Here is a 24,404-nt window from a genome sequence, read left to right as displayed (position 1 = left end):
TATATGCCATGTCAGTATTTATAAAGTCTTACAAAAAACTTTTTCCAGCTCGCCAACTCCTTATTCGTCAAAATGGCGAGGTTAAGCATGTTGTTTTAGCGCCTTGGTTACAACTTTTTGCAATAGTGCTTATTTTAGCAACACTTGTATGGGTGAGCATTTCTAGCTTTCGTGTATATACACAAACTAACCATATCTCTGACATAGAAAAAAATCAGCTTAACAAACAAGCACTATGGGAACAAAAAGTTAGCGAGCAACAACGTCTTCACGAGCAACAACTCAAACAGCTAGTAACTCTTGAACAAAAACAAGCGCTACTTCAAAGCATGATCGAATCTTTACCTGCTTCAATCAGTCAAGACGTTATTCAGTTAGGTGAAGAGCTTGAGTCACCTATTAACGAAAATAAAAGCGAATTTCATGAACCCTTAGTTGATGAAGACCCTAATGCTAAGCAAGTTAATTTAGGTAAGCCTATTAGTTTTGAAACACGTTTGACACATTTAAATAAGCAATACGAACAAAGCTTTAATTACCTAGACAAAAAAATAAACGAACGACATAGCGCTATTCTAGCCATGCTTAAAGGCGCAGGCCTTGATGCCGCTTTGGAAGAACACCTAGCAATTAACTCTTTGCATATTGCTCAAGGTGGCCCGTTTGATGTATTCGATGAAACAAATATACCCGGTCATTTTTTGGCTATAGTTGATAAGTTAGTCGCGTTAAATAATCTAGAAAATTTATTAACTGAATTACCTAACACCCTGCCCTTACCCGCTGCAAAATATTATATTTCAAGTAGCTTTGGCTTACGCAAAGACCCAATGAATAATCGCCGAGCATTTCACAAAGGCGTAGACTTAGCGGGTTGGCACAAAACCGAAATTTTTGCTCCGGCCGACGCTGTGGTTCTTCGTGCAGGGCGTAATGGCGGATATGGTAACTTTATTGAACTTGAACACAAAAATGGCTTAGTAACTCGCTTTGGCCATTTAAATAAAATAAAAGTAAAAAAAGGCCAGCACATTGCCAAGCACGATGTAATTGGTTTAATGGGGAGCACTGGTAGAAGTACTAGCACTCATTTACACTACGAAGTATTGGTTAATGGCGAACAAGTCAATCCTCTAAAAATAACAAAGGCGCTTTCTCGTGTTCGGTAGAAAAAAATCAACAAGTACTAATCTAAGAAAGGCTAATCATACCCCCTCTATTATTTCTGAAGATGTGCGCCTTACTGGCACTTTAATAAGCCAAGGTGAGGTTCAACTTGATGGTCGCATAGATGGCGACATAAAAGCCGAGCAGTTAGTTATAGGCTCCTCCGGTGTAGTTGAAGGAATTGTTGAAGCAGTAGGCATTGTTGTTAAAGGCACTGTTATTGGTTCTATCAATGCAAGCGAAGTAAAAATACAAAGTGGTGCTCACGTCCATGGCGACGTATTTCATGATTCATTGAGTATAGATGCTGGCGCTATAATTGAAGGCAACTTAAAGCAACGCACTGAAAAAGAGACGGTAGAGTTAACTGCTGAACCAATTGAAAAAGAAGTTAAAACACTGATTGAAGAAGATGACAGCGGCTTGTCGTTTGTAAATAAACAAGCCACGGATAAAAGCGAGCGGTAGGCTATTTTTTCTCAGTAATATACATTGTAATATCTGCAGTGAATACGAGTTCGTTGCGGGTATTATAAAGCTTTACTGGTACTACTAAATCTTCTTTATCAATCCACTGGCGTGGTAAATCAATTTCAGCAATAGCCGTAACGTCTGTATCAACCTTTGCCAAATATTGTACGGTCATTCCCTTTGGTATCCAACGATGGGTTTTTACCGGTACAGTCGCGTCAACCATCACCCCTGCACATAACTCAGCCAAATTACACTGCGCAATTGCATGAATAGTTCCAATGTGGTTATGAACACTACGACGATTTTTAACAACAGCACTACAGTGCCCTTCTCGCAGGTCTAATACGTAGGGCTTCATTGAGCCAAAGTAAGGTGCTTTAAAACAAACAGCTTTAGTAAAAAGCCAATTGCCAAAGGGTAAGTTTTTAAATTTATGCCACGTTTTAACTAGTGGTGATTGATTTGCCATTTTTATTATCCAGTTACAGTTACTTTATCAACGCTAACACATCAGACCAGTTTAAAAAAGCCGTTTTAATTACTGCTTTTATTATGTGTTTAACAAAAAATACGAATGACGACGTATGCATAGGCCAAAAGCCCTTTCTTTTTTACGAGTGCCCCCCTAAAATACGCGAAAAAGGAGACTCAATGCATACACAGCCCGCAAAACCTAATCTAACTTTATTACTTATCTTAGCGTTGCTCGTTATTTTTTGCCCTATGGCTATTGATATTTATCTGCCCGCTTTTCCTACCATAGCAGAGCAATTTTTGGTGACTGAGCAACAAGTGCAGCAAACTGTTGCCATTTTTATGTTAACCGTTGGACTAGGTCAATTAATTGCAGGGCCATTAGCAGATAGATTTGGCCGAAAGCCTGTCGCATTAGTGGGTATTAGCTTATATGCAGGCTCTGCGTTACTTGCTTACTGTGCCCCTTCGTTTGAAGTATTACTTTCTGCTCGTGCATTACAAGGGTTAGGTGCATGCGCCACATTTGTTGTCGCTTTTGCTATTGTAAGAGATAAATTTGGTAGCGAACGTAGCGGCCAAATTATTACCTACTTAAATGGCATTGTGTGCTTTATTCCTGCGTTAGCGCCCATTTTAGGTGCTTGGTTAACTGTTAAGTTTGGCTGGGAAATGAACTTCTTATTTTTAACTGGGTTTGCATTGGTAGGCTTTATTGTTACGTTGTTCTTTTTTAGAGAAACACGACCAGCTGATAGCGTTTATCAGGGGCATATTCTCGATTTAAGACGCTTTATACCTATTATTTCAACGCCACTATTTTTATTTAATAGCTTGCTTTGCATGGTTACTATGTCGGTTATTTTAGTGTTTGTCACCCTAGCACCTGGCTGGATAATTACTGAGCTTGGCGGAAGCGTAGCTAATTTTACATTTTGGTTTTCACTTAATGCCGTTTTAAGCATTATTGCCAGTTTTATTATGCCACTGTACATTAAACGCCACCCCAAACGCGCTTTAAAAATAGGGTTACTGCTATTGGTTGGATCGGGATTACTTATGCTCCTTTTTAGCCAATATAAATCAGCTTTGGCGTTAATGATCCCCATGTTTGTGGCTGCATTTGGTTTTGCGCTAACTCTTGGCTCTGCAGCAGGTAGAGCATTAAGTCTGTTTCCTAAACAAGCGGGCACAGCTTCAGCATTGCTTGGTGCAATGCAAATGAGTGGTGCAAGTTTGCTGGTATTTATTACTCAATTTTTACAGTTGCAGACCCCTATATTAATTAGCGTCCACTTTTTATTATTAGTCCCTTTTAGCTATTTATTGTTTCGCAAAGCGCAGTTTTCATAACCCCCAACAAAAATTCATCATTAATGGGTAAGTAATTTTTATTTACCCCCTTCACTGCACATTAATTACCCAATCAGAATTATTTCATTTTTATTAACAATTCACTGTTGCAATCTAGGTACAACTGCTCTATCGTTAAATTAAGTTAACAGGTGGTTAACAAAATAATTCTAGGATGTAAAAATGAAAAAAAACAAACTTGCCTTAGCATTAATTTTATCTGGTTTATGTACTGCAGGTAATGCAAGTGCACAAAACGAACGTTTCATAATTCAAGTCGATAACAACAAAAAAGGTGTAGTAAAAGCACTTACTAAAAAACTCGGTGGTGATATAAAAGTTGACGGTAACGGGTTTATTGCCGCTAAATTTACTGGTCACGATTTAGTAAGCTTAAAAGGTTTGCTAAATAACCCTCACATAAAACTTATTGAAGAAGACCAAAAACGTGTTCCTTTATCATTATTCAATGATGACGCTGGCAATGCAATGCAACAACAAATTACACCGTATGCTGTTTATCAATCTCAAGCTGATCAGGTAACATTTGACGCAAATGCGGGTATGAAAGTATGTGTTATTGACTCTGGTTTAGACAGCACAAACCCTGATTTCATTTGGGGAAATATCACTGGCGATAATGACAGCGGCACAGGTAACTGGTTCGATAATGGCGGACCACACGGTACTCATGTGGCGGGTACCATAGGCGCTGCAGATAACAACTTAGGTGTTGTAGGCATGGCACCAGGCGTTGCTATGCACATAATAAAAGTGTTTAACGAATCTGGCTGGGGTTATTCATCAGACTTAGCACAAGCTGCTAACTTATGTTCTCAGGCAGGTGCAAATATTATCAGCATGAGTTTAGGTGGTGGTGGCTCAAATAGTACTGAGTCAAACGCTTTTGCTAATTTCACTAACGCTGGAGGCCTTGTAGTTGCAGCGGCAGGTAACGATGGCAATAACGTTCGTTCATATCCAGCTGGCTATCCATCAGTTATGATGGTAGGCGCAAATGATGCAGATAATCAAATTGCTGACTTTTCACAATTTCCAAGCTGCTCATCAGGTAAAGGTAGACGTGTTACAACTGACGAAACAGTATGTGTTGAAGTGACTGCTGGTGGTGTAGATACGCTTTCAACATACCCTGCTGGCATGGCATCCGCAGCAAATATGTCTGCTGACGGCACACCCTACGCTTCATCCGCAATGGAAAATACTGGTCAAGCATCAGCATCTGCGTACTTTATGGGAACTGCACAAAATATTGATAATGGTGCTGCTGGGAAAGTATGTTTAATCGACCGTGGTGTCGTTTCCTTTTATGACAAAGTAGCAAACTGTGAAAACTCAGGTGGAATAGGCGCTGTTATCATTAACAACGAAGCTGGTATGCTTTACGCAACACTAGGCGATACAAACAATACAACAATTCCGGCTGTGGGTGCCGCATTTGAAGATCGCACTGCACTGCTTGGCAGCACAACGATTACAATAGATATTGGCTCATCAGATTATGGATTCATGAGTGGTACATCAATGGCAACGCCTGCAGTGTCGGGTATTGCAGCTCTTGTATGGTCAAATCATACTGACTGTACGGGTACAGAGATTCGTGATGCTCTAAAAGCAACTGCACAAGATCAAGGCGCAACAGGGCGTGATGATTACTTTGGACACGGTATTGTAAAAGCAGCCGATGCTGATGCCTATTTAACTGCGAATGGTTGTGCAGGTAGTGGTAATGGGGGCGGCGGTACCGACCCAGAGCCTGTAGGTGACATAACGCTTTCTGCTTCAGGTTATAAATCAAAAGGCACCAAGTATGTTGACCTTAATTGGGCTGGCGCAGCAACAAGCCAAGTTGATGTTTACCGCAACGGAAGCAAGGTGACAAGTACAGCTAATACTAATAGCTTCACTGATAGAATATCTACCAAAGGTGGCGGCACATATACCTATCAAGTATGTGAAGCTCAAAGCACAAGCGCTTGCTCTAACAACTCAACCGTTACTTTTTAATAAAACGTAACTTAAAAAAGCGGGCAACAGCCCGCTTTTTATTTACCTAGTTGCTTGATAAACTCACTCATATTTAGCAATCAATTCTAATAATGATTAATCCCGACTTTCTCTTCTCTTTTTTAATTGCTAGTTTTTTAATGGCGGTTGCCCCAGGTCCTTCGAATGCATTTTTAATGGCACAAACATTTGCAAATGGCCGCACTGCAGGTATGCAAAGTGCGTTTGGTTTTGCATTAGGTGGGGTTGTACATACCTTTTTTGCAGTAATAGGCTTAAGTGCTATTTTAAAAGCATCACCAGTTGCCTATAGTGCTGTTCAATATGCTGGTGCAGCTTATTTGTGTTATTTGGGCTTTATGATGATAAAAAGCACGCTAAAAAACACGACTACTGCCACTCAAACTCAAAGTGAAGATAAGCCACACGTAAGCACTGCTAAAAAGTCTAATGTTATGTTTCAAGCCATGATGACCGAGGTACTTAACCCTAAGGTCGCTTTATTTTTTATTGCATTTATTCCACAGTTTGTAGACCCGAGCTTATCATCAGCCACTTTTCAGCTCGCATTTTTTGGCCTGCTATACCCTATTTTTGCTTTTCCAATAGACTGCACGTATATTTATTTTGGCGACAAAATCGCACAGTTTTTTAGGCAGCATCCAAACAGTCAACTTTGGATTGATAGAGTAACGGGAATGATATTTATTGCCCTCGCTATTAATCTACTCTTATAACTTTCCTAAATTTTGCTAACAGTTGATGTAACTATGAGCATTTAGGCACAAATAAAAAGAATTAATATGGAACAAAAAACGCAATCTCTCCCTGCAAAGAAAAATATTGCCCTTGTTGCTCACGATGGCAAAAAAGCCGCGCTAAAGCTGTGGTGCGACAAACATAAAAATACACTTAGCAAGCACACCTTATACGGCACAGGTACAACGGGGCATTTAATTCAAAAAAGTACAGGGCTTGATGTTGTTCAGCTTTTAAGTGGCCCAATGGGTGGCGACCAACAATTGGGCGCAAAAATAGCAGAGCATGAAATTCATGTTTTAATATTTTTTTGGGACCCTTTAGCTTCTCAGCCTCATGACCCTGATGTAAAAGCATTACTGCGCTTAGCGGCAGTGTGGAATATTCCTGTAGCGTGTAACGAGGTAAGTGCTGATATGCTGTTAAGCTCTCCTTTAATGGAAAACGAGCTTGAGCGTACCTTGCCAGATTACGAAAAATACCTCGCAACCCGACAAATAAGTCTATAAGCCTTTTAAGTTACTTATAAAGCATGCTGGCCCATTTCGTCAGGCCAGCAGTTACACTACCAAAATGGTCACCATTGACCATATTAATATCACCTAAGTGCTCGCTAAGTGCTGCTTTAATTAGTGGAGACTGCGCACTGCCCCCCGTTAAATAGATAACGTCTGGTGTTGTTTGTGCATCGTTTATTGCTTGTTTTGCCAAAGTGACTATTTGGCTAATACTACTTTCTACAGCTAGCGATAAATCATGAACAGATAAGTTTTTACTAAGTTCAGTATCTAAAAAGCGCAAGTCACAGTTAAAGTCAGGTGTTGACGAAAGGGCTATTTTTGCGGCTTCACCTTGTTGAACAAGTTGATGCCCTTGCTTATTTTGTTGTAAGTTAATTAAGCGCTTATAAAGATCTGGTGCACTTACATCTCGCAACTGTGCATTAAGCTCTCGCGCCTGACTTTCACTGTAAAATTGGCTTTGCAAATTAACATCGTTAATTTTACATGCCTGCCAAAATGGCTGATTTGGCAAAGGTAATCCCGACTTAAATGTACTGCCAAGCCCTAATAAGGGCATTAACCCATGAAAGCTCAATGCAATATCTAAATCGTTTCCGCCAACACGTTTACCGCTGTGAGCTAAAAAGTCGTTATCGCGCTGACTATTTCCTCTAAAACTTGGACCCATTTGCACAAACGAACAATCACTGGTCCCCCCACCAATATCTATAACCAACACTTTCTGATCGTGTGTTAAATCACTTTCGTAATCGATACCTGCTGCTAGCGGTTCGTATAAAAAATTAACGTCTTTAAAGCCAGCACGTTTTGCAGCTCGCTCTAAAATACCCACAGCTTGCTGGTTCGACTGTTCACCGCCTACCGCCTGAAAGTTTACAGGGCGGCCAATAACAGTTTGAGTAAGTACTTTTTCTAAAGACTGCTCTGCGCGTTGTTTTATTTTTAAGATCATTGCCGTTGCAATGTCTTCAAAAAAGTTAATTTGGCCTTGCTTTAAACCGGTTGCACCAAAAAACGATTTGGGTGACTTAACAAAGTATCCTTCCTCAGGAAATTGAACGTATTCACTAATTGCTTCACGACCAATAAATAAGGTCTCATCTGAAGGTTGTAAATCAAGGTCTGATTTAATTCGAGGCAGTGAGTTTAAAAGGGCTTGGCGCTGAGATTTAAAATCTTGTTCATGCGCGGTTCCTTTTAAATGCTTAGCAACAAAATCAACCACCAAAGCACTGTGATGCGTATAAAGTGTAGAAGGTAAGTAATGCTTGCCTTGCTCTAAAGGCACTAACTGAACATTATTATTGTTCATTACACCCATAGCACAATTTGAACTACCGTAATCAAAACCTACAAACATATACCACCACACATTACCAAAAAGGCCGCGCAATTTAGCATATTTAAGATCACTTTTAAATTGCTATATGCTTTCTCGCACTCTTAAAAAGCTAGCAAAGCGAGGAAGGCCATTTTTAGTCAACCCATGAAAACGATAGGTAACGGTGCTACCAATGGCCGGTGGATTTTGACGTTGTGCATCGCTAAATCCTGTACCAATTAAAAATAGCTGCCCAGAGGCTGACTTAACGCGCAGCGCACCAAGCATCCCCGTGTATTTCCCTTTACCCGGCAAATGAGCTATGACAACCGCCTCAGCATCAAGGTAAGGCTTTAACTTTAACAAAGCACCACTTCGTCCACTTTTGTGTTTAGCATCAGCTAAGTGCAACATAACGCCTTCAGCACCCTGCGCAGTTATGTTATTAAAATAGTCAGAAAGCTGTTTGTTATTTTTAAATCGACGCTGTTTAACAGCTTGGATATGGGGCTGATTAATGTGTGTAACAAGTTGGGAATAATTTTTATAACGCTCGCTAAAAACTAAGGTTTTATCTGGCATATCAAATATCTTGTAAGTGACGGCTTGCCAGTCTTTGTTATTTGGGATTTTAGTTCTTACTATACCGCTTAATGCAGCAAAGTGTTCTCGTTTAGTCCAAAGCTCGCCATCTAACCACGTATTGGGCAGGGATGCAGTAAACCAATGTGGTGCATTAATTATATTCCCTTTGCGAGTAACAAACTGTGTGCCCGTCCATATGGCTCTTACACCGTCAAATTTTTCGCTGACTAAATACGCACTAATATCATTGTGCTTTTCTTCATCATACACTTTGGCTAATAATGCAGAAGGCTGAGAAGTATAAGCCGGGCAGCTAAACAAAATAACCGTAATAAATAACATCCATTTTATAGCAATCATTAGCGCATCCAAGCTAGGTAATAGTGACTTACACTATAGTTGAGATTGCACCCATTGCCAAAACTCATCAAGGTTACCCATGCAATAGGTCGCTTTGCTAAAGTCATGATCTTTGGTGTGGCTATTAGCAATAGCAACCACCCTTAAACTTGCATTATTTGCGGCGCTTACGCCTGTAAATGTATCTTCTACGGCTATCGCATTTTCTGACTTTACGTTTATTTGCTTTAAAGCGAGTAAATACGGGTCGCCTGCAGGCTTAGGGTTAATTACATCGTCTTTAGTAACAAGTGTGTCAAACAGCTCATAAAACCCTAACCCTTTTAGAATTGGCATAGCTTCGCTTGTTGCACTTCCGGTGACAAGCGCCATTTTTAAGCCACTATTTTTAACCGCTTTTAGCGTTTGTTCTACATATGGCATAAGCGGTGGTAAGTTCGTTTTGACGTATTCACCAAATAATCGATATTTTTCAGCAGCTAAAAACTCAGCACTAACTGATAAATTATTCTCACTTTTAATTTCAATTGCCGCTTCTAGTGTAGGACGCCCTGAAAACCGCTGACAAAATTCATCTTCTAAATAACTTACCTCAAATGGCGCTAACAGTGTGCTCCAACATACAAAATGCATCGCTTCTGAATCGACTAGCGTGCCATCCATATCAAATAAAACGGCCTGTAAGCTCATGATCTCTCCTTAAATTAAAGTGCTAAAAAAAGGTGCTAGAGCACCTTTTTTGTTTTTTCATTATTACTGCGTTAAACCCGCCGGCGGCTCACCAAAAGCTTCTTCACCGGTTTCAATATCAACTAACTCATAGCCACGGGCTTTACGAACCACCTTAAGTACAGGTTTTTCAAAAGCAGTTTTTAAGCGCTCCGAGTCATCTTTTAATTCATCAAGCGTTGTACCAAACGGTGCTGCGCCTGTTTCTGACCAGTTAGTTACTTTACCATTTAGGTTATATTCTACTTCGTGTATTTGATATTGCGCCGCTTCATCTTTTGTTGCTTCACAAAAAATCACACGGTAATTCCAAAATCCAGCCATTATATTTCTCTATCAATAAACCAATTATGCGCTACTTTAACAGCTCTAAAAGGGATCACAAAATAAAAAGCCTGCACAAGGCAGGCTTTTAAATGTAAATTTCTAATCTATTAATTAGAAAAATTTAACTTTAAATTCAGCACCAACATAACGCTCTTCATTAACAATACCCGTGTTATTGTTAAAGTCGATAGCGCCTATTGCTTGTTGCTCATCAAATAAGTTACGAACAAAACCAGCAACTTCATATTCGTAGTCACCTTCTGCCCACCTGTAACCTGCACGAAGACCAACTTCAGTTAAAGGCTTGCCTTCAAACTCTACAGATTCATATAAGAACATGTTAATTTTGCTGCGGTAAGAAATATCACCGTTTGCAAAGAAATCACCATCTTCAAGCTCTTTAGTGTAACGAAGCGTAAAGTTAGAGATCCACTCTGGTGCATGCGGTAAGCTGTTACCGTCTAAAATTGCACGATCTTCAGGCCCAAAGGCACCTGCAACTTGGAAAGTTGGATCTGTCACTGTACATTGGCCACACACAGCTACCGCTAAGTCATTATCTTTAAGCTCAGTTTTGTTATAGCTTAAGTTAAATGTTGCATTAAGTTCGTCGCTTAATACCCACTCAGTGTCTAACTCAAAACCGTAGCCTGTCGTTTTGTCTGCATTAATTAAGCGGTTAAAGTTTGCACCACCACCTACAGCGGTCAATTGCTGATCGCTCATTGTGTAGTAGAACACAGTTGCATTTACACGACCTTGTCCGTCTAGCACGTCTGATTTAATACCTGTTTCGAATGAAGTCACTGTTTCAGAATCAGCGGTTGTTACTTCATCACCAAACAAAATACGACCTTGCAAGCTTGGTGCACGGAATGTGTTAGCTACACGGCTGTACCAGTTTACGTCTTCGTTTACTTTGTAGTTAGCAGATAAATCCCAGCTCACGTGGCTATCGCTAACATCTTGCTCGATAAATAAAGCACCACCGCCAATAGGGCTTAGTGTACGATCTGCAGAGAAGTCTTTTTCATCATCAGAGTAACGAAGGCCCGCTGTTATTTTTAAATCATCAGATACAACATAATCAACAGAGCCAAATACTGCCCAAGCAGTTGTATCTTGTTGCTGTTTAACATACCCATTTAAAGCGCCGGCAGGTGATGAAAACGTGTCATAGCTAAAGTTTTCAATTGTTAGCTCTTCGTCAAAGTAAAAAACACCTACTTGATAGTTTAAGTCGCCATCAAAGTTACTTGATAAACGAAGCTCTTGAGTAATTTGATCTTGCTCAGGAATACCATCAGCACTTTCTGAAGGGAAAGGAATAAAGCCAGGCCCCATGTAATCAGGAAGGAATACAGCACCGTAACCACCGTCAATATCACCACGAGAGTATATTTCAGCGCTTTCCCATGCAGAGATAGATGTTACAGTGTGGTTTTCAAGATCCCATTCGAGTCTTAGGCTCATACCTTCAGACTCTACTTGTTGAGTAGAACGAGCACCGGCATCTTGATAAACAACATCATGCTCGTAGTTATCAACCAATTCGTTAGAGCCAGACTCAATTACGTTTGCACGAAACGCTATAGGCGAACCATCTAAATCCCGTGTGTGATAGTTTAAAAGCGCAGAAAAATCATCGCCTTCGTATAAAAACTGAATACGTGCTGCTTTTTCAGTATAACCGCCCTGTTGATCTTTAGCTTCAAAACCAGGTGCTTGGTTATCAATGTAATCATCTTTATCTTGCCATAATAATGAAACGCGAGCAGATAAACGATCTGTTAACGCACCACCTACAGCACCTTCAGTATCTACAGCGCCACGGCTACCGTATGAAACCGCACCGTAACCGTCGAACTCTTGGCTAGGTTTAACTGAGTCAAACTTAACAAGGCCTGCTGGCGTATTACGGCCAAATAAAGTACCTTGCGGACCACGTAATACTTCTACGCGTTCAACATCAAATACAGGAAAGCCTTTTAAAATCGCATTTTCTTGAACAACTTCATCAACAACTAACGATACAGGTTGAGACGCATTTAAATCGAAATCCGTGTTACCTAAACCACGTACGTAAAAACGTGGGAAAGAACGGCCAAATGAAGATTCGATAGACAAGCTTGGAATTTTTGCGTTCATAAAACGAATATCCATGCCTGCCGAGCTGTATGCATCAAGGTTATCACCTTGCAGTGCAGATACAGCTACAGGCACCTCTTGAGCATTTTCTACACGTTTACGCGCAGTAACTTGAATAACTTCTAATTGGTTATTTTTTTTAGCCGTTTCTTCTTCAGCAGCAAATGAAGAAACAGAAGTGCCAGCAGCAGATAATAGTGCGGCATTAATGATTGTCGCTATTGCAGATTTTTTAATTGCTTTCATGTCGGGTTTTAACCTTTTGTATGCACTCTTGATCAACGATTTTTTGTGTTGCGCAATGTATTCATTGCGGGCTCGTACAATTTTTCGCGACTTGGCTATATGCGCGCGGACCTCATTATCGAGAGTACAAAAACGAAATAATGAGGCTGAACGAACGAGTGAGATTATACCACTGTGTGATAAATTTACTGCATAAAATCTTTGTAATTTTGAAACTTTTTTGCAACATTTAACCACAAGATAGCGACTTTTTATTACTTTTTAGATGTAAAAACCCAATTATAAGGACATATGTCCTTATCAATAAAACTGCAAATAAAGTAGCAATTTTAAACTTTTAACTTAAAAACCTAACTTAGGTACGCTTTTTGCTAACGAAGAAAAAACCGCACTAGGCGGTTTTTTCCTCAATGCTTTATCACGTTCGTTTTAAGGCTATTTCTCCATCTATATGAATGTCTCGTTGAGGGAACGCAATCACTACATTATTTTGCTCAAATACATCGTACAGACTAAAGCGAATATCACTGCGCACAGTTCTAAGCATGGTTTCAGATTCAGCACATACCCAAAAAACAGCGTTAAAAACTAATGAGCTATCGGCAAAGTCGTCAAAAAGCACTGCCGATTTTGGTGTTTTTAAAATCGCTTTATGCTCATCAAGCACCTGTTGGATGAGTTTTTTAACTAAAACTACATCCGATCCATAAGCAACACCTACGCTTACCGACGAGCGTGCATTCCCATCAATTAACGTCCAGTTTGTTACGGTGTTTTCTAATAATTGGCTGTTGGGGATCAACATATGTACGCCATCATTTCGACGAATCCGCGTTGAACGTGTATTAATAGTTTCGACGACACCCTTGGCACTGCCTACTTCTAAAAAGTCACCTATTCGAATAGGACGCTCCCACATTAATATCCAACCGCTTATAAAGTTATTAATTATATTTTGCGCACCAAACCCCACACCTATTGCAATAGCACCCGATACAAATGCAAAAGCCGTCAATGGAATATTTAATACTTCTAGCGAGGTAAAAACTAATATGGCGATACTTAAAATAAAATAAATACGCGTAAATAAATGAACAGCATCTTGGCTTATTTTTTTGGCGAGTAAAGTTCTTTTTATTAACTTACCAATGTGTGTCACCACAAACCACATTGCAAATAAAATAAGCGGCACCTGAATTATTTTTGCCACTGTGAGTTGTATATCGTTGTAACTAAATACAACAAAAGAAAGGATTTCGTTTATTTGTTCTAAATTCATTTATTTTCCAATCAGGGGGTCTTTAATATTATTATAGAGTGAATGTGTTTTAATTAACTAACATTAGCACGCCACAATGCAATTTAACTGACTTTAAAAATTACACTTTGTTATTTTGCAGTACTTGTGCCACCAAAAAACAAACAACACAAGCTACTTTTACCTACCTAAACATCTATTTTTAGCTAATTTGCGTTTAAATCCTGCATAATCTCGATAAACTTTATTGTATATAAATCAAAATTTGGTAAGTTAAGTGGGTTTTTCGACTCGAAAAGCCTATCCCGGCTAATCTTTCTATGGAGTTATTATGCGTAAAACCCTAATCGCCACTACAATTGCTAGTGCATTATTACTATCTGCCTGTTCAGAAAATAAATCAGAAACACAAACAATGGCAAAAGAAAGCGCAGCACAAGTGCAAGACGTAAACGCAAGCAATGTGTTATTCAAACCAAGTCCTTTACAATACATGGCACCTGAGTTTGATAAATTTGGTACTAAAGATTACGAAGCTGTCTTCGACGCGGGTATTGCAGAGCATACAGCTCAAATTCAAGCAATTGCTAATAACCCAGAGCCAGCAACATTTAAAAACACATTAGTTGAAATGGAACTATCTGGTGAGTTATTGAACCGTGTATCAACGGCATTTTATAACTTATCGGGCTTAATTTCAGATGACGAATACCAGCGCATTAGTAAAAAAATGGCGCCAGTATTATCGGCTCACTCTGATGACATTTATTTAAACGGTGCTTTATTTGAGCGCGTTCAAACAATCTACGATAACCAAGCAGCACTAAGCGCTGAAGATCAACGCCTTGTTGACTTTTACTACAAGCAGTTTGTAAAAGCCGGTGCTAAATTAAATGACGAAGAAAAAGCAAAAATGCGCGAAATTAACGCACAACTTGCTAACTTATCTACTGCGTTTTCGCAAAACGTTTTAAAATCGTTTAAAGAAGACGTGATTGTTGTTACTGACAAGTCTAAACTTGCAGGCCTTTCTGAGGGTGAAATTGCAGGCCTAGCAGCTGCAGCTAAAAAAGCAGGCAAAGAAGGCTACATGATCACGCTTGTGAACACCACGCAACAGCCTATTTTATCAAGCCTTGAAAACCGCGAGTTACGTGAGCAAATTTTTACTGCCTCAGCAAACCGTGCAGCACAAACAAATGGCCCTATCATCATTGAAGAAACAAACTTACGCGCACAAAAAGCAGAGCTTTTAGGCTACAAAGATTGGGCTTCGTATGTAATGACCTCGCGTATGGCGCAAACAACTGAAAATGTATACGGCATTTTAGATGACCTTGCCCCTAAAGCAGTTGAAAAAGCGAAAATTGAAGCCGCAGCTATCCAAAAAGTAATTAATGATTCGGGCGAAAGCTTCGAACTTAAACCTTGGGATTGGGCATTTTACGCTGAAAAAGTACGTGCTGAAAAATACGACCTAGACCCTGCGTTAGTTAAACCTTACTTTGAAATGAGCTCAGTAATTAACGATGGCTTATTCTTTGCGATGAATAAACTATACGGTATTACGTTCAAAGAACGTCAAGACTTACCGGTTTATCACGAAGATGTAACCGTTTATGAAGTATTTAACGCTGACGGCAGTGCAATTGGTTTATTTTACATGGACCCATACGCACGTGAAGGCAAGCGTGGCGGCGCATGGATGAGTGCATATGTAAGCCAAAGCGGCTTAAAAGGCACTAAACCTGTTATTTACAACGCGCAAAATATTCCAAAGCCTGCTGAAGGCGAGCCAACGCTTATGACCTTTGACGAAGTGTCGACTATGTTCCATGAATTTGGTCATGCGGCTCACGGTTTATTCTCAGATGTTAAATACCCAAGTCTTGCAGGCACTGCAACAGCGCGTGACTTTGTTGAGTTTCCATCTCAAGCACATGAAGATTGGATGATTGAGCCTAGCGTACTTGCTAATTACGCTAAGCACTACAAAACAGGTGAGCCAATTCCACAAGCATTACTTGATAAAGTATTAGCATCGCAAAAATTCAACCAAGGTTTTGGTACGACTGAATATTTAGCGGCTGCTTTACTGGATATGGAATGGCACTCATTTGGTTCAGATAAGAAAATCAGTGATGTTCAAGAGTTTGAAAACGCAGCGCTAAAAGCTCATGGTATTGATTACTACCCTGTACCACCGCGTTATAAATCAAACTACTTTAGCCATACATTTGCCGGCGGTTACTCTGCGGGTTACTACGCCTACCTTTGGACTGAAGTATTTGCAGCCGATGCATTTGCACACATGGAAAACAACGGTGGTTTAACACGTGAAAACGGCGACAACTTCCGTAAAGAAATCTTATCAAAAGGTAATAGCCGTGACTTAATGCAAAGCTACATTGAGTTTAGAGGTCAAAAACCAACAACCGACGCACTACTTAAGCGCCGTGGTTTAGTAGAATAATAACTTAACTTATTATTTTTAATATAAAAGCCCGCTTGCGGGCTTTTATTGTTTATACCTTAATTTATAACAGATAAACTTAGCCAATTAGTTATTACACAATGGTGGTTATGGGCTATTTATTTGCAGTGACCCTGCTTTGGGCATTTTCGTTTAGTTTAATTGGCGTATATTTAGCTGGGCACGTTGATGCATGGTTTAGCGTATTAATCCGTGTTGCGCTAGCTACATTGGTATTTTTACCGTTTATCAAACGCCTTCCTCCCGCCACCGCAATCAAACTTATGTTAATAGGCGCTGTGCAACTTGGGGTTATGTACAGTTTTTACTACCACTCATTTTTGTTTTTAAGCGTCCCTGAAGTATTGCTTTTTACAGTTATGACGCCGCTCTATATTACTTTATTAAACGATACCCTTAACAAACAGTTTAATCCTAAGTTTTTTATTGTTGCCTTAATTGCCGTGCTGGGTGCAATAGCAATTCGTTATGAAAATCTCGACAATGACTTTTGGCTAGGGCTGTTGCTTGTACAAGGAGCCAATTTAAGTTTTGCAACCGGGCAAGTTACTTACAAACGGTTAATGCAAGGCAAGCAGCTTGACGACAAGGCGGCATTTAGCTGGTTTTTTATTGGTGCGCTTTTTGTTGCAGGCTTATGTTACGCATTATTTGGTAACCCGAGCAAGCTGCCAAGCACAAATACACAATGGGGGATTTTAATTTATTTAGGGATAGTGGCCTCAGGCTTGGGTTATTTTTTATGGAATAAAGGCGCAACGCTTGTCAATGTTGGGGCGTTGGCGGTCATGAATAACTTACTCATCCCTGCCGGTATTATTGTTAATATTGTTATTTGGAATAGAGATGCCGATATTTTTAGGCTAAGTATTGGTGCAGCAATAATGCTTTTAGCGTTAGTGGTTAATCAAATAATGGCGAAAAAATAAGTTCACTTTTCTGTCGTTTAATTGTCATTAAGAGTTACTAAGGTAGTGCAACTTTTATTTTTTAAGGATAAACAATGAAGCGTATTACCTTATCTGCCAGTTGCCTTCTAATTGTTGCACTTACCGGTTGTGACGATGAAGTTAAAGTAGTCGAAAAAGACGTTTTAGTAACTAACACTGAAGTTGAAATTGTAGAAGTACCCACGCCAGTCGTTGTAGAAGTTGCCCAAGGTAGTAATGTTCAACTAGGCACACGCCCTGATTATTTAATTAACGACATGGCGCCAAGCGAGTTAAAAACACAATTAGCATCATGCCAAGATGGCCCATTTTATACGACAGACTTTTCAATTGGGCATCGCGGTGCGCCAATGCAATACCCTGAACATACTAAAGAATCTTATATTGCAGCAGCGCGAATGGGCGCAGGTATAGTAGAGTGCGATGTAACGTTTACAAACGATAAAGAACTAGTGTGTCGCCACTCACAATGTGACTTACATACCACCACTAACATTTTAGCTATCCCAGAACTTGCCGCCAAATGCAGTGTGCCATTTACCCCAGCCAATCCAAATACCGGGGCTTCCGCTTCAGCAAAGTGCTGTACAAGCGATATTAGCCTGAGCGAATTTTTAACCCTTGAAGGAAAAATGGATGGTGCGAATCCTAAAGCCACCACAGTGGCAGAATACCTTGACGGCACCCCAAATTGGCGTACCGATTTATACTCAAAAACAGGAACGCTATTAACCCACAAGCAAAGTATTGAGTTATTTAAAGAGTTGGGTGTAAAAATGACCCCAGAGCTTAAGTCGCCTCAAGTTAGCATGCCTTTTGATGGTATGAGCCAAGAACAATACGCACAAAAAATGCTTGATGAATACACGCAATTAGATGTTCCCGCAAATCAGGTATACCCACAATCGTTTAATTTAGACGATGTAAAATATTGGATTAACACCAACCCTGAATTTGCAGATCAAAGTGTTTATTTAGATGGTCGCGATAGTGAAGCTGGTTTTGACCCGAGCAATCCAGCAACATGGCAACCAAGCATGGCTGAACTGGTTGCTGACGACGTTAAAATACTTGCGCCTCCCATTTGGATGATGCTTACCATCGATAACGATAACAATATTGTTCCTTCACAATACGCAATTGACGCAAAAGCGGCAGGTTTGAAGCTCATAGCATGGAGCCTTGAGCGCTCAGGGCCGCTAAATGAAGGGGGAGGTTATTATTATCAGTCAATTGCTGATGTAATCAATAACGATGGCGATATGATGACTGTAGTTGATGTGTTAGCAAAACAAGTGGGTGTAATGGGTATATTTTCTGATTGGCCGGCCACGGTAAGCTACTACGCAAGCTGTAATAAAATGCCAGCCAGCATTTAAAAACGCATTTCAGCAGTCGTTTATTCTGCTGCGCTCAGTTACCATAAAGGAATTACCCAACCTTTTTAACTGAGCGCTTTTATGATCATCCAACAACATAATACCGACTTACCAACGCCAACAGGCCTAATGCGAACCACAGTGTATCGTCCACAAGCCGATGGGCAGTTTCCTGCCATTGTTTTTTATTCTGAGATTTTTCAGCAAACGGCTCCAATTGCTCGAAGTGCTGCACTTTTGGCAAGCCATGGTTTTGTTGTACTCGTGCCTGAGGTATTTCATGAGTTAAACCCTATCGGAACTGTACTTGCTTACGATGATGCAGGTAAAGACAAAGGCAATGCGGATAAGTGGAAAAAACCACTTGAGCATCACGATAGCGACACACAAACATTAATCGATTTTGTAAAATCGCAGCAGTATTGCTCAGGTTCAGTGGGAGCGATGGGTGTATGTATTGGCGGACATTTAGCTTATAGAGCTGCACTTAATCCCCAAATTAAAGCAGCGTTTTGCTTATACGCAACGGATATTCACAGCAATACATTACCAGCTCAAGAAGGAAACAATTCATTTGAGCGCATGGCCGATATACAAGGTGAAATACATTTTATTTGGGGTAAACAAGACCCTCATGTACCACAAGAAGGCCGCAGTAAAATTTATCAGCAATGTGTAACGACAGGCATTAACTACCAGTGGCAAGAAGTTAACGCGCAACATGCCTTTATGCGTGATGAAGGTGAGCGATACGACGGTGCATTGGCAATCGCAATGTACCAACAAGCCGTGGCGCTATTTAATCGCACTTTATAAACACTTAAAAAACGTCTTACTAAGTACTTTTCAGCATACCCAGCGCGGTATGCTGCTTTACAAAGTACGCTTTTAAATAATCAATAAATAACCTAAGTTTTTTAGAGCCTGTAGCACCTGGCGGAAACACCCCGTAAAGCTCAATATCTTTAGTTTTGTAATCGTCTAATATGATCTCTAGTAGCCCAGCTTGCACCTTTGGCCACGCATCATATAAGGGAATACGGCCAAGACCATGCCCTGCCTCTACAAATGCCGTGCGTGCTGCCGCATTATTTGTGCTTAAACCACCTTGCATTGTAATGTCGTGCTTTTTGCCATCTTTTTGAAGCGTTAAAGTTTTACTCCCCAGCTGATACACAACCCATTTATGCGCTCTTAACTCAGCTGGCGTTTTAGGTTTACCAAAATAGTTAAAGTAATCTGAAGAACCACAAATACAGGTACTCATTGTGGTCAGTTTTGTCGCTTGTAAGTTTGAGTCACTTAACGCAACACCACGAATAGCAATATCAAAACCATTTTTTATTATATCTACTACGTCGTCGGTTAGCTGTAGGTCGATTTCAATTTTTGGATATTGGCGCTTAAACGTATTTATAGCGGGTACAATTAATTGCATGCCTACATTAACGGGGCAACTCACTTTAAGTAAACCTTGCGGCTCGCTTTTTATATTCTCTATCTGTTGATTAGCGGCATTGGCTTGCTCAGTGATAACGCGACAACGCTCGTAGTACGCTATACCGGCCTCTGTAAGTGTCATTGTGCGAGTAGAGCGGTTTAAAAGTGTAACTTCAAGCTGGGTTTCTAATTTTTTTAAGTGATAGCTTGCCACAGCGCGTGTTAAACCTAATTGCTTAGCGGCGGCTGTTAAACTTCCCTGCTCTACAATTTGTGCAAACACCACCATACTTTTTAATTGCTCGAATGACACTTTCATGGCTTTTCCGCCTAGTTAAAATTCAACCCATTCATTGTATCAATTATTAAACCAATAAAGTCAAATTTATCATCGTTGTTTAAAGTAATTTAAATGCATATAGTAATGATACGAGTTTGGTGAATACCAAATACTAATTAACTCAATTATCGAAGGAATATAGTTATGGCTAAAAAAATACTTATGGTACTTACTTCACATGCGGATCTTGGTAACACAGGTGAAAAAACCGGTTTTTGGGTTGAAGAATTTGCAGCACCTTACTATGCATTTGTCGATGCTGGCGCTGAAGTGACACTTGCGTCTCCTGCTGGTGGCCAACCGCCAATTGACCCTACAAGCACACTTGCTGACTTTCAAACCGATGCAACTAAACGTTACGATGCTGACAGCGCAGCACAAGCGCTAATGGCCAACACACATGCACTAAGCGAAGTAAACTCAAGCGATTACGACGCAGTATTTTACCCAGGCGGCCACGGCCCATTATGGGATTTAGTAGATAACACCGATTCTGTATCACTAATTGAAAGTTTTGTTAAAGAAGAAAAACCAGTTGCTGGCGTTTGCCATGCAAGTGCTGTGTTTTTAAATGTTAAAGATGCAGACGGCAACGCATTGGTAGCAGGAAAAAAAGTAACTGGTTTCACCAACAGTGAAGAAGAAGCTGTACAACTGACCGACGTAGTTCCTTTTTTAGTGGAAGACGAGCTAATCAAAAAAGGTGGCGACTACCAAAAAACTGAAGATTGGGGTGTACTTGCCCTAGAAGACGGTTTGCTGATTACGGGTCAAAACCCTGCAAGCTCAGAGCTTGCTGCTAAAAAACTATTAACTAAATTGGGTTAATAGCATTTAAATACTAAAGGCCAACGCGGCCTTAATTAAGCACAGCATTTGAGCTGTGCTTTTTATTTGCTTTTCATTACCAAATACAATTCCTATACTGGCAACTGTTTAAGGTCAATTAGGGAAATTTATGACAACCAAGCCTACGTCTCTGTCATTACTAACAACGACTCGCTTTGCTATATTTAGCATTGTCGCTGCTTGCTTTGTACTTCAAGTTATTAATAGCCTTCCTGGTATAAACCTTAATGGTTTAGGTATTTACCCGCGCAGCATACAAGGTTTAATAGGCATACTTTGCGCTCCCTTTTTACACGGTAGCTGGTGGCACTTTGCCAGTAACATGCTGCCTTTTGCGGTGCTCAGCTGGCTCATTTGTCAATACAGTGTTAAACGGTTCTACTCTGTATTTATTTTCACCGCACTTTTGGGCGGGTTACTAGTGTGGGCATTTGGCCGTAGTAGCCTTCATGTTGGTTTGAGCGGCGTAATATACGGGTTGTGGGGTTTTATTCTCTGCTATGGCGTGGTCAGGCGTTCGCTAAAATCAATCATAATCGCTATCGTTGTTGCCATACTTTATAGCGGATTTATTTGGGGCGTATTGCCGCAACGCTTTCATATTTCGTTTGAAAGCCACTTATTCGGAGCCCTAAGCGGGTTGTTTTTGGGTTATAAATTAGCAAAAGCAGATAGACAAAAAGGTTTGTAAAAAACTATTTTAAGTGAATCAATCTAACAGTGAGGTTATTTATGAGCGATACAAACGATTACACACCAGCCAAGGTGTGGACGTGGGAAAGTGAAAGTGGCGGTAAATTTGCCAGTATTAATAGACCCATAGCAGGGGCAACTCATGACAAAACCTTGCCTATTGGCGAGCATTCATTTCAACTGTACTCGCTGGCAACGCCTAATGGCCAAAAAGCCGCTATTATGTTTGAAGAACTTTTAGAGCTTGGCCTTAATGATGCACAATACGATGCTTATCTAATTAATATTGGCGAGGGAGATCAGTTTGGTTCTGACTTTGTTGATATTAATCCAAACTCAAAAATTCCTGCGTTACTCGATCACTCAACAACACCGCCAACTCGTGTATTTGAGTCGGGCTCTATTTTACAATATTTAGGTGAAAAGTTTGACGCACTTATACCCAAAAGCCTTGTAGCAAAAACCGAGTGCCGTAACTGGTTATTTTGGCAAATGGGATCAGCTCCCTATTTAGGTGGCGGTTTTGGCCACTTTTATAGCTATGCGCCAAGTAAAATGCAATACCCCATTGACCGCTTTACTATGGAAACCAAACGCCAACTCGATGTACTTAATCAGCATTTAAGCAGTAACGACTACATGGCAGGTGATGAATATTCTATTGCCGACATTGCTATTTGGCCTTGGTATGGCTCACTTGTTTTAGGCGACTTGTACGATGCTGCTGAGTTTTTAGACGTTGCCTCTTATACGCATGTTGTTAGATGGGCCAAACAAATCGCTGAGCGTCCAGCGGTTAAAAGAGGTCGTCGTGTTAATCGCACATGGGGGCCCGAGGAAGAGCAGTTAGCCGAACGACATAGCGCAGACGACTTTAAATAAAGTGCTACAACGCATCAAAAAAGCCAGCTTAAATGCTGGTTTTTTATGTCCGCTATAAATATGGCGCTACTAAAATGATCACATTACCCTGCCTGAAAGTAGAATATTTAAACATATAAACCTAGTATAAATTTACTTACCTAAAAGCAGTGAAAAGCCGTGGTCAAACTAACAAAAGAGCAAATTTATAAGCGCCTTAACAATGAAGAAGATGCTAAAGCCTGCAAAGAAATTGATGAGTCTGCGTGTAAAGAGGTGCCCGGTAACTTCATTATTTTATTACTAAGCCAGCTGTTTAGTAAGTTTGCAGACGCACTACTCAATCCCAAAGTTACGCTTCCCTGGTTAATGCATAGCTTAAATGTACCTGGCAGCTTTATAGCTTGGCTTGTGCCAATAAGGGAGTCTGGCTCTTTACTTCCGCAGTTGGCCATTGCCGATGTGATCCGCAAATTATCTGTTCGTAAATGGGTGTGGGTAATTGGCGCTATTGCGCAATCGATATGTATTTTAGCCATGGTAGGCGTTGCTTTTGTATTAGAGGGAAAACAAGCAGGCTTCGCTATTTTAGGTTTGTTAATATTATTTAGTTTAGCGCGAGGCTTTAATTCAGTAGCAGCAAAAGATGTACTGGGTAAAGTAATTCCAAAAAAACAGCGAGGCAATATTAGCGGCTTAGCGGCAAGTATTGCAGGTTTGGCAACCCTAACCTTTGGGCTACTGATGTGGTTTTTTTCACAGCAGAAAGAACAAAACACAGTATTAATTGCCTTGGTATTGGGCGCAATAATGTGGATTGTGGCGGCCTTTTTTTATAGCCGCATAAATGAATACAAAGGGGCCACCGACGGTGGGGAAAACGGGCTACTGCATGCATTTACAAAACTTAAACTCCTTTACCAAGATAAGCAATTTGCCCACTTTGTTGTCACACGTGCTTTTTTATTATGCTCAGCTTTAAGCGCGCCATTTTATATTATTTTAGCGAGTCGCCAATCGTTTGAGTTTTCGTTACTTGCAACATTTATTGCTGTATCGGGGTTAGCCAGTTTAGTGTCCGCGCCAATTTGGGGGCGATTAAGCGACCTATCAAGCCAACGAGTTTTAGTGCTTAGTGCCATGCTAGTAACTTTTAATGGTTTAACGGTATTTGTTATTGCAACCTGGTTTAACCATTTGTTGAGTGCTTGGTGGTTGCTGCCTACACTTTACTTTTTACTCTCTGTTGCTCACCAAGGTGTACGCCTTGGCCGCAAAACGTACTTAGTCGATATGGCACAAGGAAACAAGCGCACCGACTATGTTGCAGTAAGTAACACGGTTATTGGCGTGCTTTTACTCCTGTTAGGCAGCATTGGATTGCTTGAGAGCTTTTTATCTACCGCTGAACTTATTTTGCTCTACAGCCTGCTTGGGTTTTGTGGCGCCATTAGTGCATTATTTTTACCTAAAATAGAGTAACCCTAACCATACCAACTTGCACTAATACCTAAAACAGCTTACTTGATTAAACTGCACTGCGGACAATAAACCTATCTTTAGCAAATATGTTCAGCGCTTAGGTTAATTAAGCTAACTAGCATAAACATTTTATTACAATTACTTACACCCTAACGTTAGTTTT

Annotated in this window: 22 protein-coding genes; 14 read left to right on the top strand and 8 right to left on the bottom strand. The window is 40.3% G+C overall.

The annotated features are described in order from the left end of the window. Nucleotides 1-8 precede the first annotated feature (8 nt). Together AC27JL_RS14110 and AC27JL_RS14105 are read left to right on the top strand one after the other, a co-directional pair. Nucleotides 9-1,169 carry a peptidoglycan DD-metalloendopeptidase family protein gene (locus tag AC27JL_RS14110; protein ID WP_487195881.1) on the top strand — a complete coding sequence of 387 codons (1,161 nt, stop codon included), beginning with the start codon at nt 9-11 and terminating at the stop codon, nt 1,167-1,169. After that, on the top strand, nt 1,159-1,635 hold the full coding sequence (locus AC27JL_RS14105) for a bactofilin family protein (RefSeq protein ID WP_487195880.1): 477 nt from the start codon (nt 1,159-1,161) through the stop codon (nt 1,633-1,635). The genes AC27JL_RS14110 and AC27JL_RS14105 overlap by 11 nt, the downstream gene beginning before the upstream one ends. A gap of 1 nt (nt 1,636) precedes the next feature. Here the strand turns inward: AC27JL_RS14105 and AC27JL_RS14100 are convergent, their stop codons facing one another. Next, the gene (locus AC27JL_RS14100) at nt 1,637-2,110 is read right to left on the bottom strand and encodes a hotdog fold domain-containing protein (protein ID WP_006791419.1); all 474 of its coding nucleotides are present in this window, start codon (nt 2,108-2,110) and stop codon (nt 1,637-1,639) included. 182 nt (nt 2,111-2,292) lie between these two features. Between AC27JL_RS14100 and AC27JL_RS14095 the strand changes: the two genes are divergently transcribed. The 4 genes from AC27JL_RS14095 to AC27JL_RS14080 all read left to right on the top strand — a co-directional run bounded on the left by AC27JL_RS14095 (nt 2,293) and on the right by AC27JL_RS14080 (nt 6,764). Further along, on the top strand, nt 2,293-3,468 hold the full coding sequence (locus AC27JL_RS14095; protein WP_487195879.1) for a multidrug effflux MFS transporter: 1,176 nt from the start codon (nt 2,293-2,295) through the stop codon (nt 3,466-3,468). Nucleotides 3,469-3,651: 183 nt separating this feature from the next. Then, a complete protein-coding gene (locus AC27JL_RS14090; protein WP_487195878.1) occupies nt 3,652-5,496 on the top strand; it encodes a S8 family serine peptidase in 1,845 nt (614 codons plus the stop codon). 92 nt (nt 5,497-5,588) lie between these two features. Continuing rightward, nucleotides 5,589-6,233, top strand: a complete 645-nt coding sequence (locus AC27JL_RS14085; RefSeq protein ID WP_487195877.1) for a LysE family translocator — start codon at nt 5,589-5,591, stop codon at nt 6,231-6,233. A 66-nt stretch (nt 6,234-6,299) separates the two neighbouring features. Next, complete coding sequence (locus tag AC27JL_RS14080; protein WP_006791424.1) at nt 6,300-6,764, top strand: methylglyoxal synthase; 465 nt, start codon at nt 6,300-6,302, stop codon at nt 6,762-6,764. Between the two features lie 10 nt (nt 6,765-6,774). Here the strand turns inward: AC27JL_RS14080 and yegD are convergent, their stop codons facing one another. The 6 genes from yegD to AC27JL_RS14050 form a co-directional block, all read right to left on the bottom strand. Beyond that, nucleotides 6,775-8,139 (bottom strand): molecular chaperone, encoded by a 1,365-nt coding sequence (yegD, locus tag AC27JL_RS14075; protein ID WP_487195876.1) that lies wholly within the window; start codon nt 8,137-8,139, stop codon nt 6,775-6,777. A gap of 63 nt (nt 8,140-8,202) precedes the next feature. Then, complete coding sequence (locus tag AC27JL_RS14070; protein WP_487195875.1) at nt 8,203-9,045, bottom strand: DNA ligase; 843 nt, start codon at nt 9,043-9,045, stop codon at nt 8,203-8,205. Between the two features lie 33 nt (nt 9,046-9,078). After that, the gene (locus tag AC27JL_RS14065) at nt 9,079-9,735 is read right to left on the bottom strand and encodes an HAD family hydrolase (protein ID WP_410899039.1); all 657 of its coding nucleotides are present in this window, start codon (nt 9,733-9,735) and stop codon (nt 9,079-9,081) included. Between the two features lie 63 nt (nt 9,736-9,798). Beyond that, nucleotides 9,799-10,098, bottom strand: a complete 300-nt coding sequence (locus AC27JL_RS14060) for a hypothetical protein (protein ID WP_006791428.1) — start codon at nt 10,096-10,098, stop codon at nt 9,799-9,801. 114 nt (nt 10,099-10,212) lie between these two features. Then, the gene (locus tag AC27JL_RS14055) at nt 10,213-12,495 is read right to left on the bottom strand and encodes a TonB-dependent receptor (RefSeq protein ID WP_033018864.1); all 2,283 of its coding nucleotides are present in this window, start codon (nt 12,493-12,495) and stop codon (nt 10,213-10,215) included. Between the two features lie 418 nt (nt 12,496-12,913). Continuing rightward, nucleotides 12,914-13,774, bottom strand: coding sequence for a mechanosensitive ion channel family protein (locus AC27JL_RS14050; protein WP_006791430.1), 861 nt, complete (start codon nt 13,772-13,774; stop codon nt 12,914-12,916). A 310-nt stretch (nt 13,775-14,084) separates the two neighbouring features. Between AC27JL_RS14050 and AC27JL_RS14045 the strand changes: the two genes are divergently transcribed. The 4 genes from AC27JL_RS14045 to AC27JL_RS14030 all read left to right on the top strand — a co-directional run bounded on the left by AC27JL_RS14045 (nt 14,085) and on the right by AC27JL_RS14030 (nt 19,392). Beyond that, nucleotides 14,085-16,226 (top strand): M3 family metallopeptidase, encoded by a 2,142-nt coding sequence (locus AC27JL_RS14045; protein WP_487195874.1) that lies wholly within the window; start codon nt 14,085-14,087, stop codon nt 16,224-16,226. A gap of 101 nt (nt 16,227-16,327) precedes the next feature. Beyond that, nucleotides 16,328-17,176, top strand: a complete 849-nt coding sequence (locus AC27JL_RS14040) for a carboxylate/amino acid/amine transporter (RefSeq protein WP_487195873.1) — start codon at nt 16,328-16,330, stop codon at nt 17,174-17,176. A 74-nt stretch (nt 17,177-17,250) separates the two neighbouring features. Continuing rightward, nucleotides 17,251-18,576: a glycerophosphodiester phosphodiesterase family protein gene (locus tag AC27JL_RS14035; RefSeq protein WP_487195872.1), complete on the top strand. Its 1,326-nt coding sequence runs from the start codon at nt 17,251-17,253 to the stop codon at nt 18,574-18,576. A gap of 81 nt (nt 18,577-18,657) precedes the next feature. After that, nucleotides 18,658-19,392: a dienelactone hydrolase family protein gene (locus AC27JL_RS14030; protein ID WP_008132282.1), complete on the top strand. Its 735-nt coding sequence runs from the start codon at nt 18,658-18,660 to the stop codon at nt 19,390-19,392. Between the two features lie 19 nt (nt 19,393-19,411). Here AC27JL_RS14030 and AC27JL_RS14025 read toward each other — a convergent pair whose 3' ends face one another. Further along, on the bottom strand, nt 19,412-20,335 hold the full coding sequence (locus tag AC27JL_RS14025; protein WP_248519210.1) for a LysR family transcriptional regulator: 924 nt from the start codon (nt 20,333-20,335) through the stop codon (nt 19,412-19,414). 165 nt (nt 20,336-20,500) lie between these two features. Between AC27JL_RS14025 and AC27JL_RS14020 the strand changes: the two genes are divergently transcribed. The 4 genes from AC27JL_RS14020 to AC27JL_RS14005 all read left to right on the top strand — a co-directional run bounded on the left by AC27JL_RS14020 (nt 20,501) and on the right by AC27JL_RS14005 (nt 24,241). Then, nucleotides 20,501-21,184, top strand: a complete 684-nt coding sequence (locus tag AC27JL_RS14020; protein WP_006791436.1) for a type 1 glutamine amidotransferase domain-containing protein — start codon at nt 20,501-20,503, stop codon at nt 21,182-21,184. A gap of 130 nt (nt 21,185-21,314) precedes the next feature. Further along, on the top strand, nt 21,315-21,896 hold the full coding sequence (locus tag AC27JL_RS14015; protein WP_058429567.1) for a rhomboid family intramembrane serine protease: 582 nt from the start codon (nt 21,315-21,317) through the stop codon (nt 21,894-21,896). A gap of 41 nt (nt 21,897-21,937) precedes the next feature. Continuing rightward, the gene (yghU, locus tag AC27JL_RS14010) at nt 21,938-22,780 is read left to right on the top strand and encodes a glutathione-dependent disulfide-bond oxidoreductase (RefSeq protein WP_058429568.1); all 843 of its coding nucleotides are present in this window, start codon (nt 21,938-21,940) and stop codon (nt 22,778-22,780) included. Between the two features lie 159 nt (nt 22,781-22,939). Then, nucleotides 22,940-24,241 carry an MFS transporter gene (locus AC27JL_RS14005; protein WP_487195871.1) on the top strand — a complete coding sequence of 434 codons (1,302 nt, stop codon included), beginning with the start codon at nt 22,940-22,942 and terminating at the stop codon, nt 24,239-24,241. Nucleotides 24,242-24,404 lie beyond the last annotated feature (163 nt).

This window comes from Pseudoalteromonas sp. 4NS20-0020 (assembly GCF_057554385.1).
The sequence above is the reverse complement of the archived record's forward strand: the minus strand, read 5'-3'. Positions and strand labels throughout refer to the sequence as shown.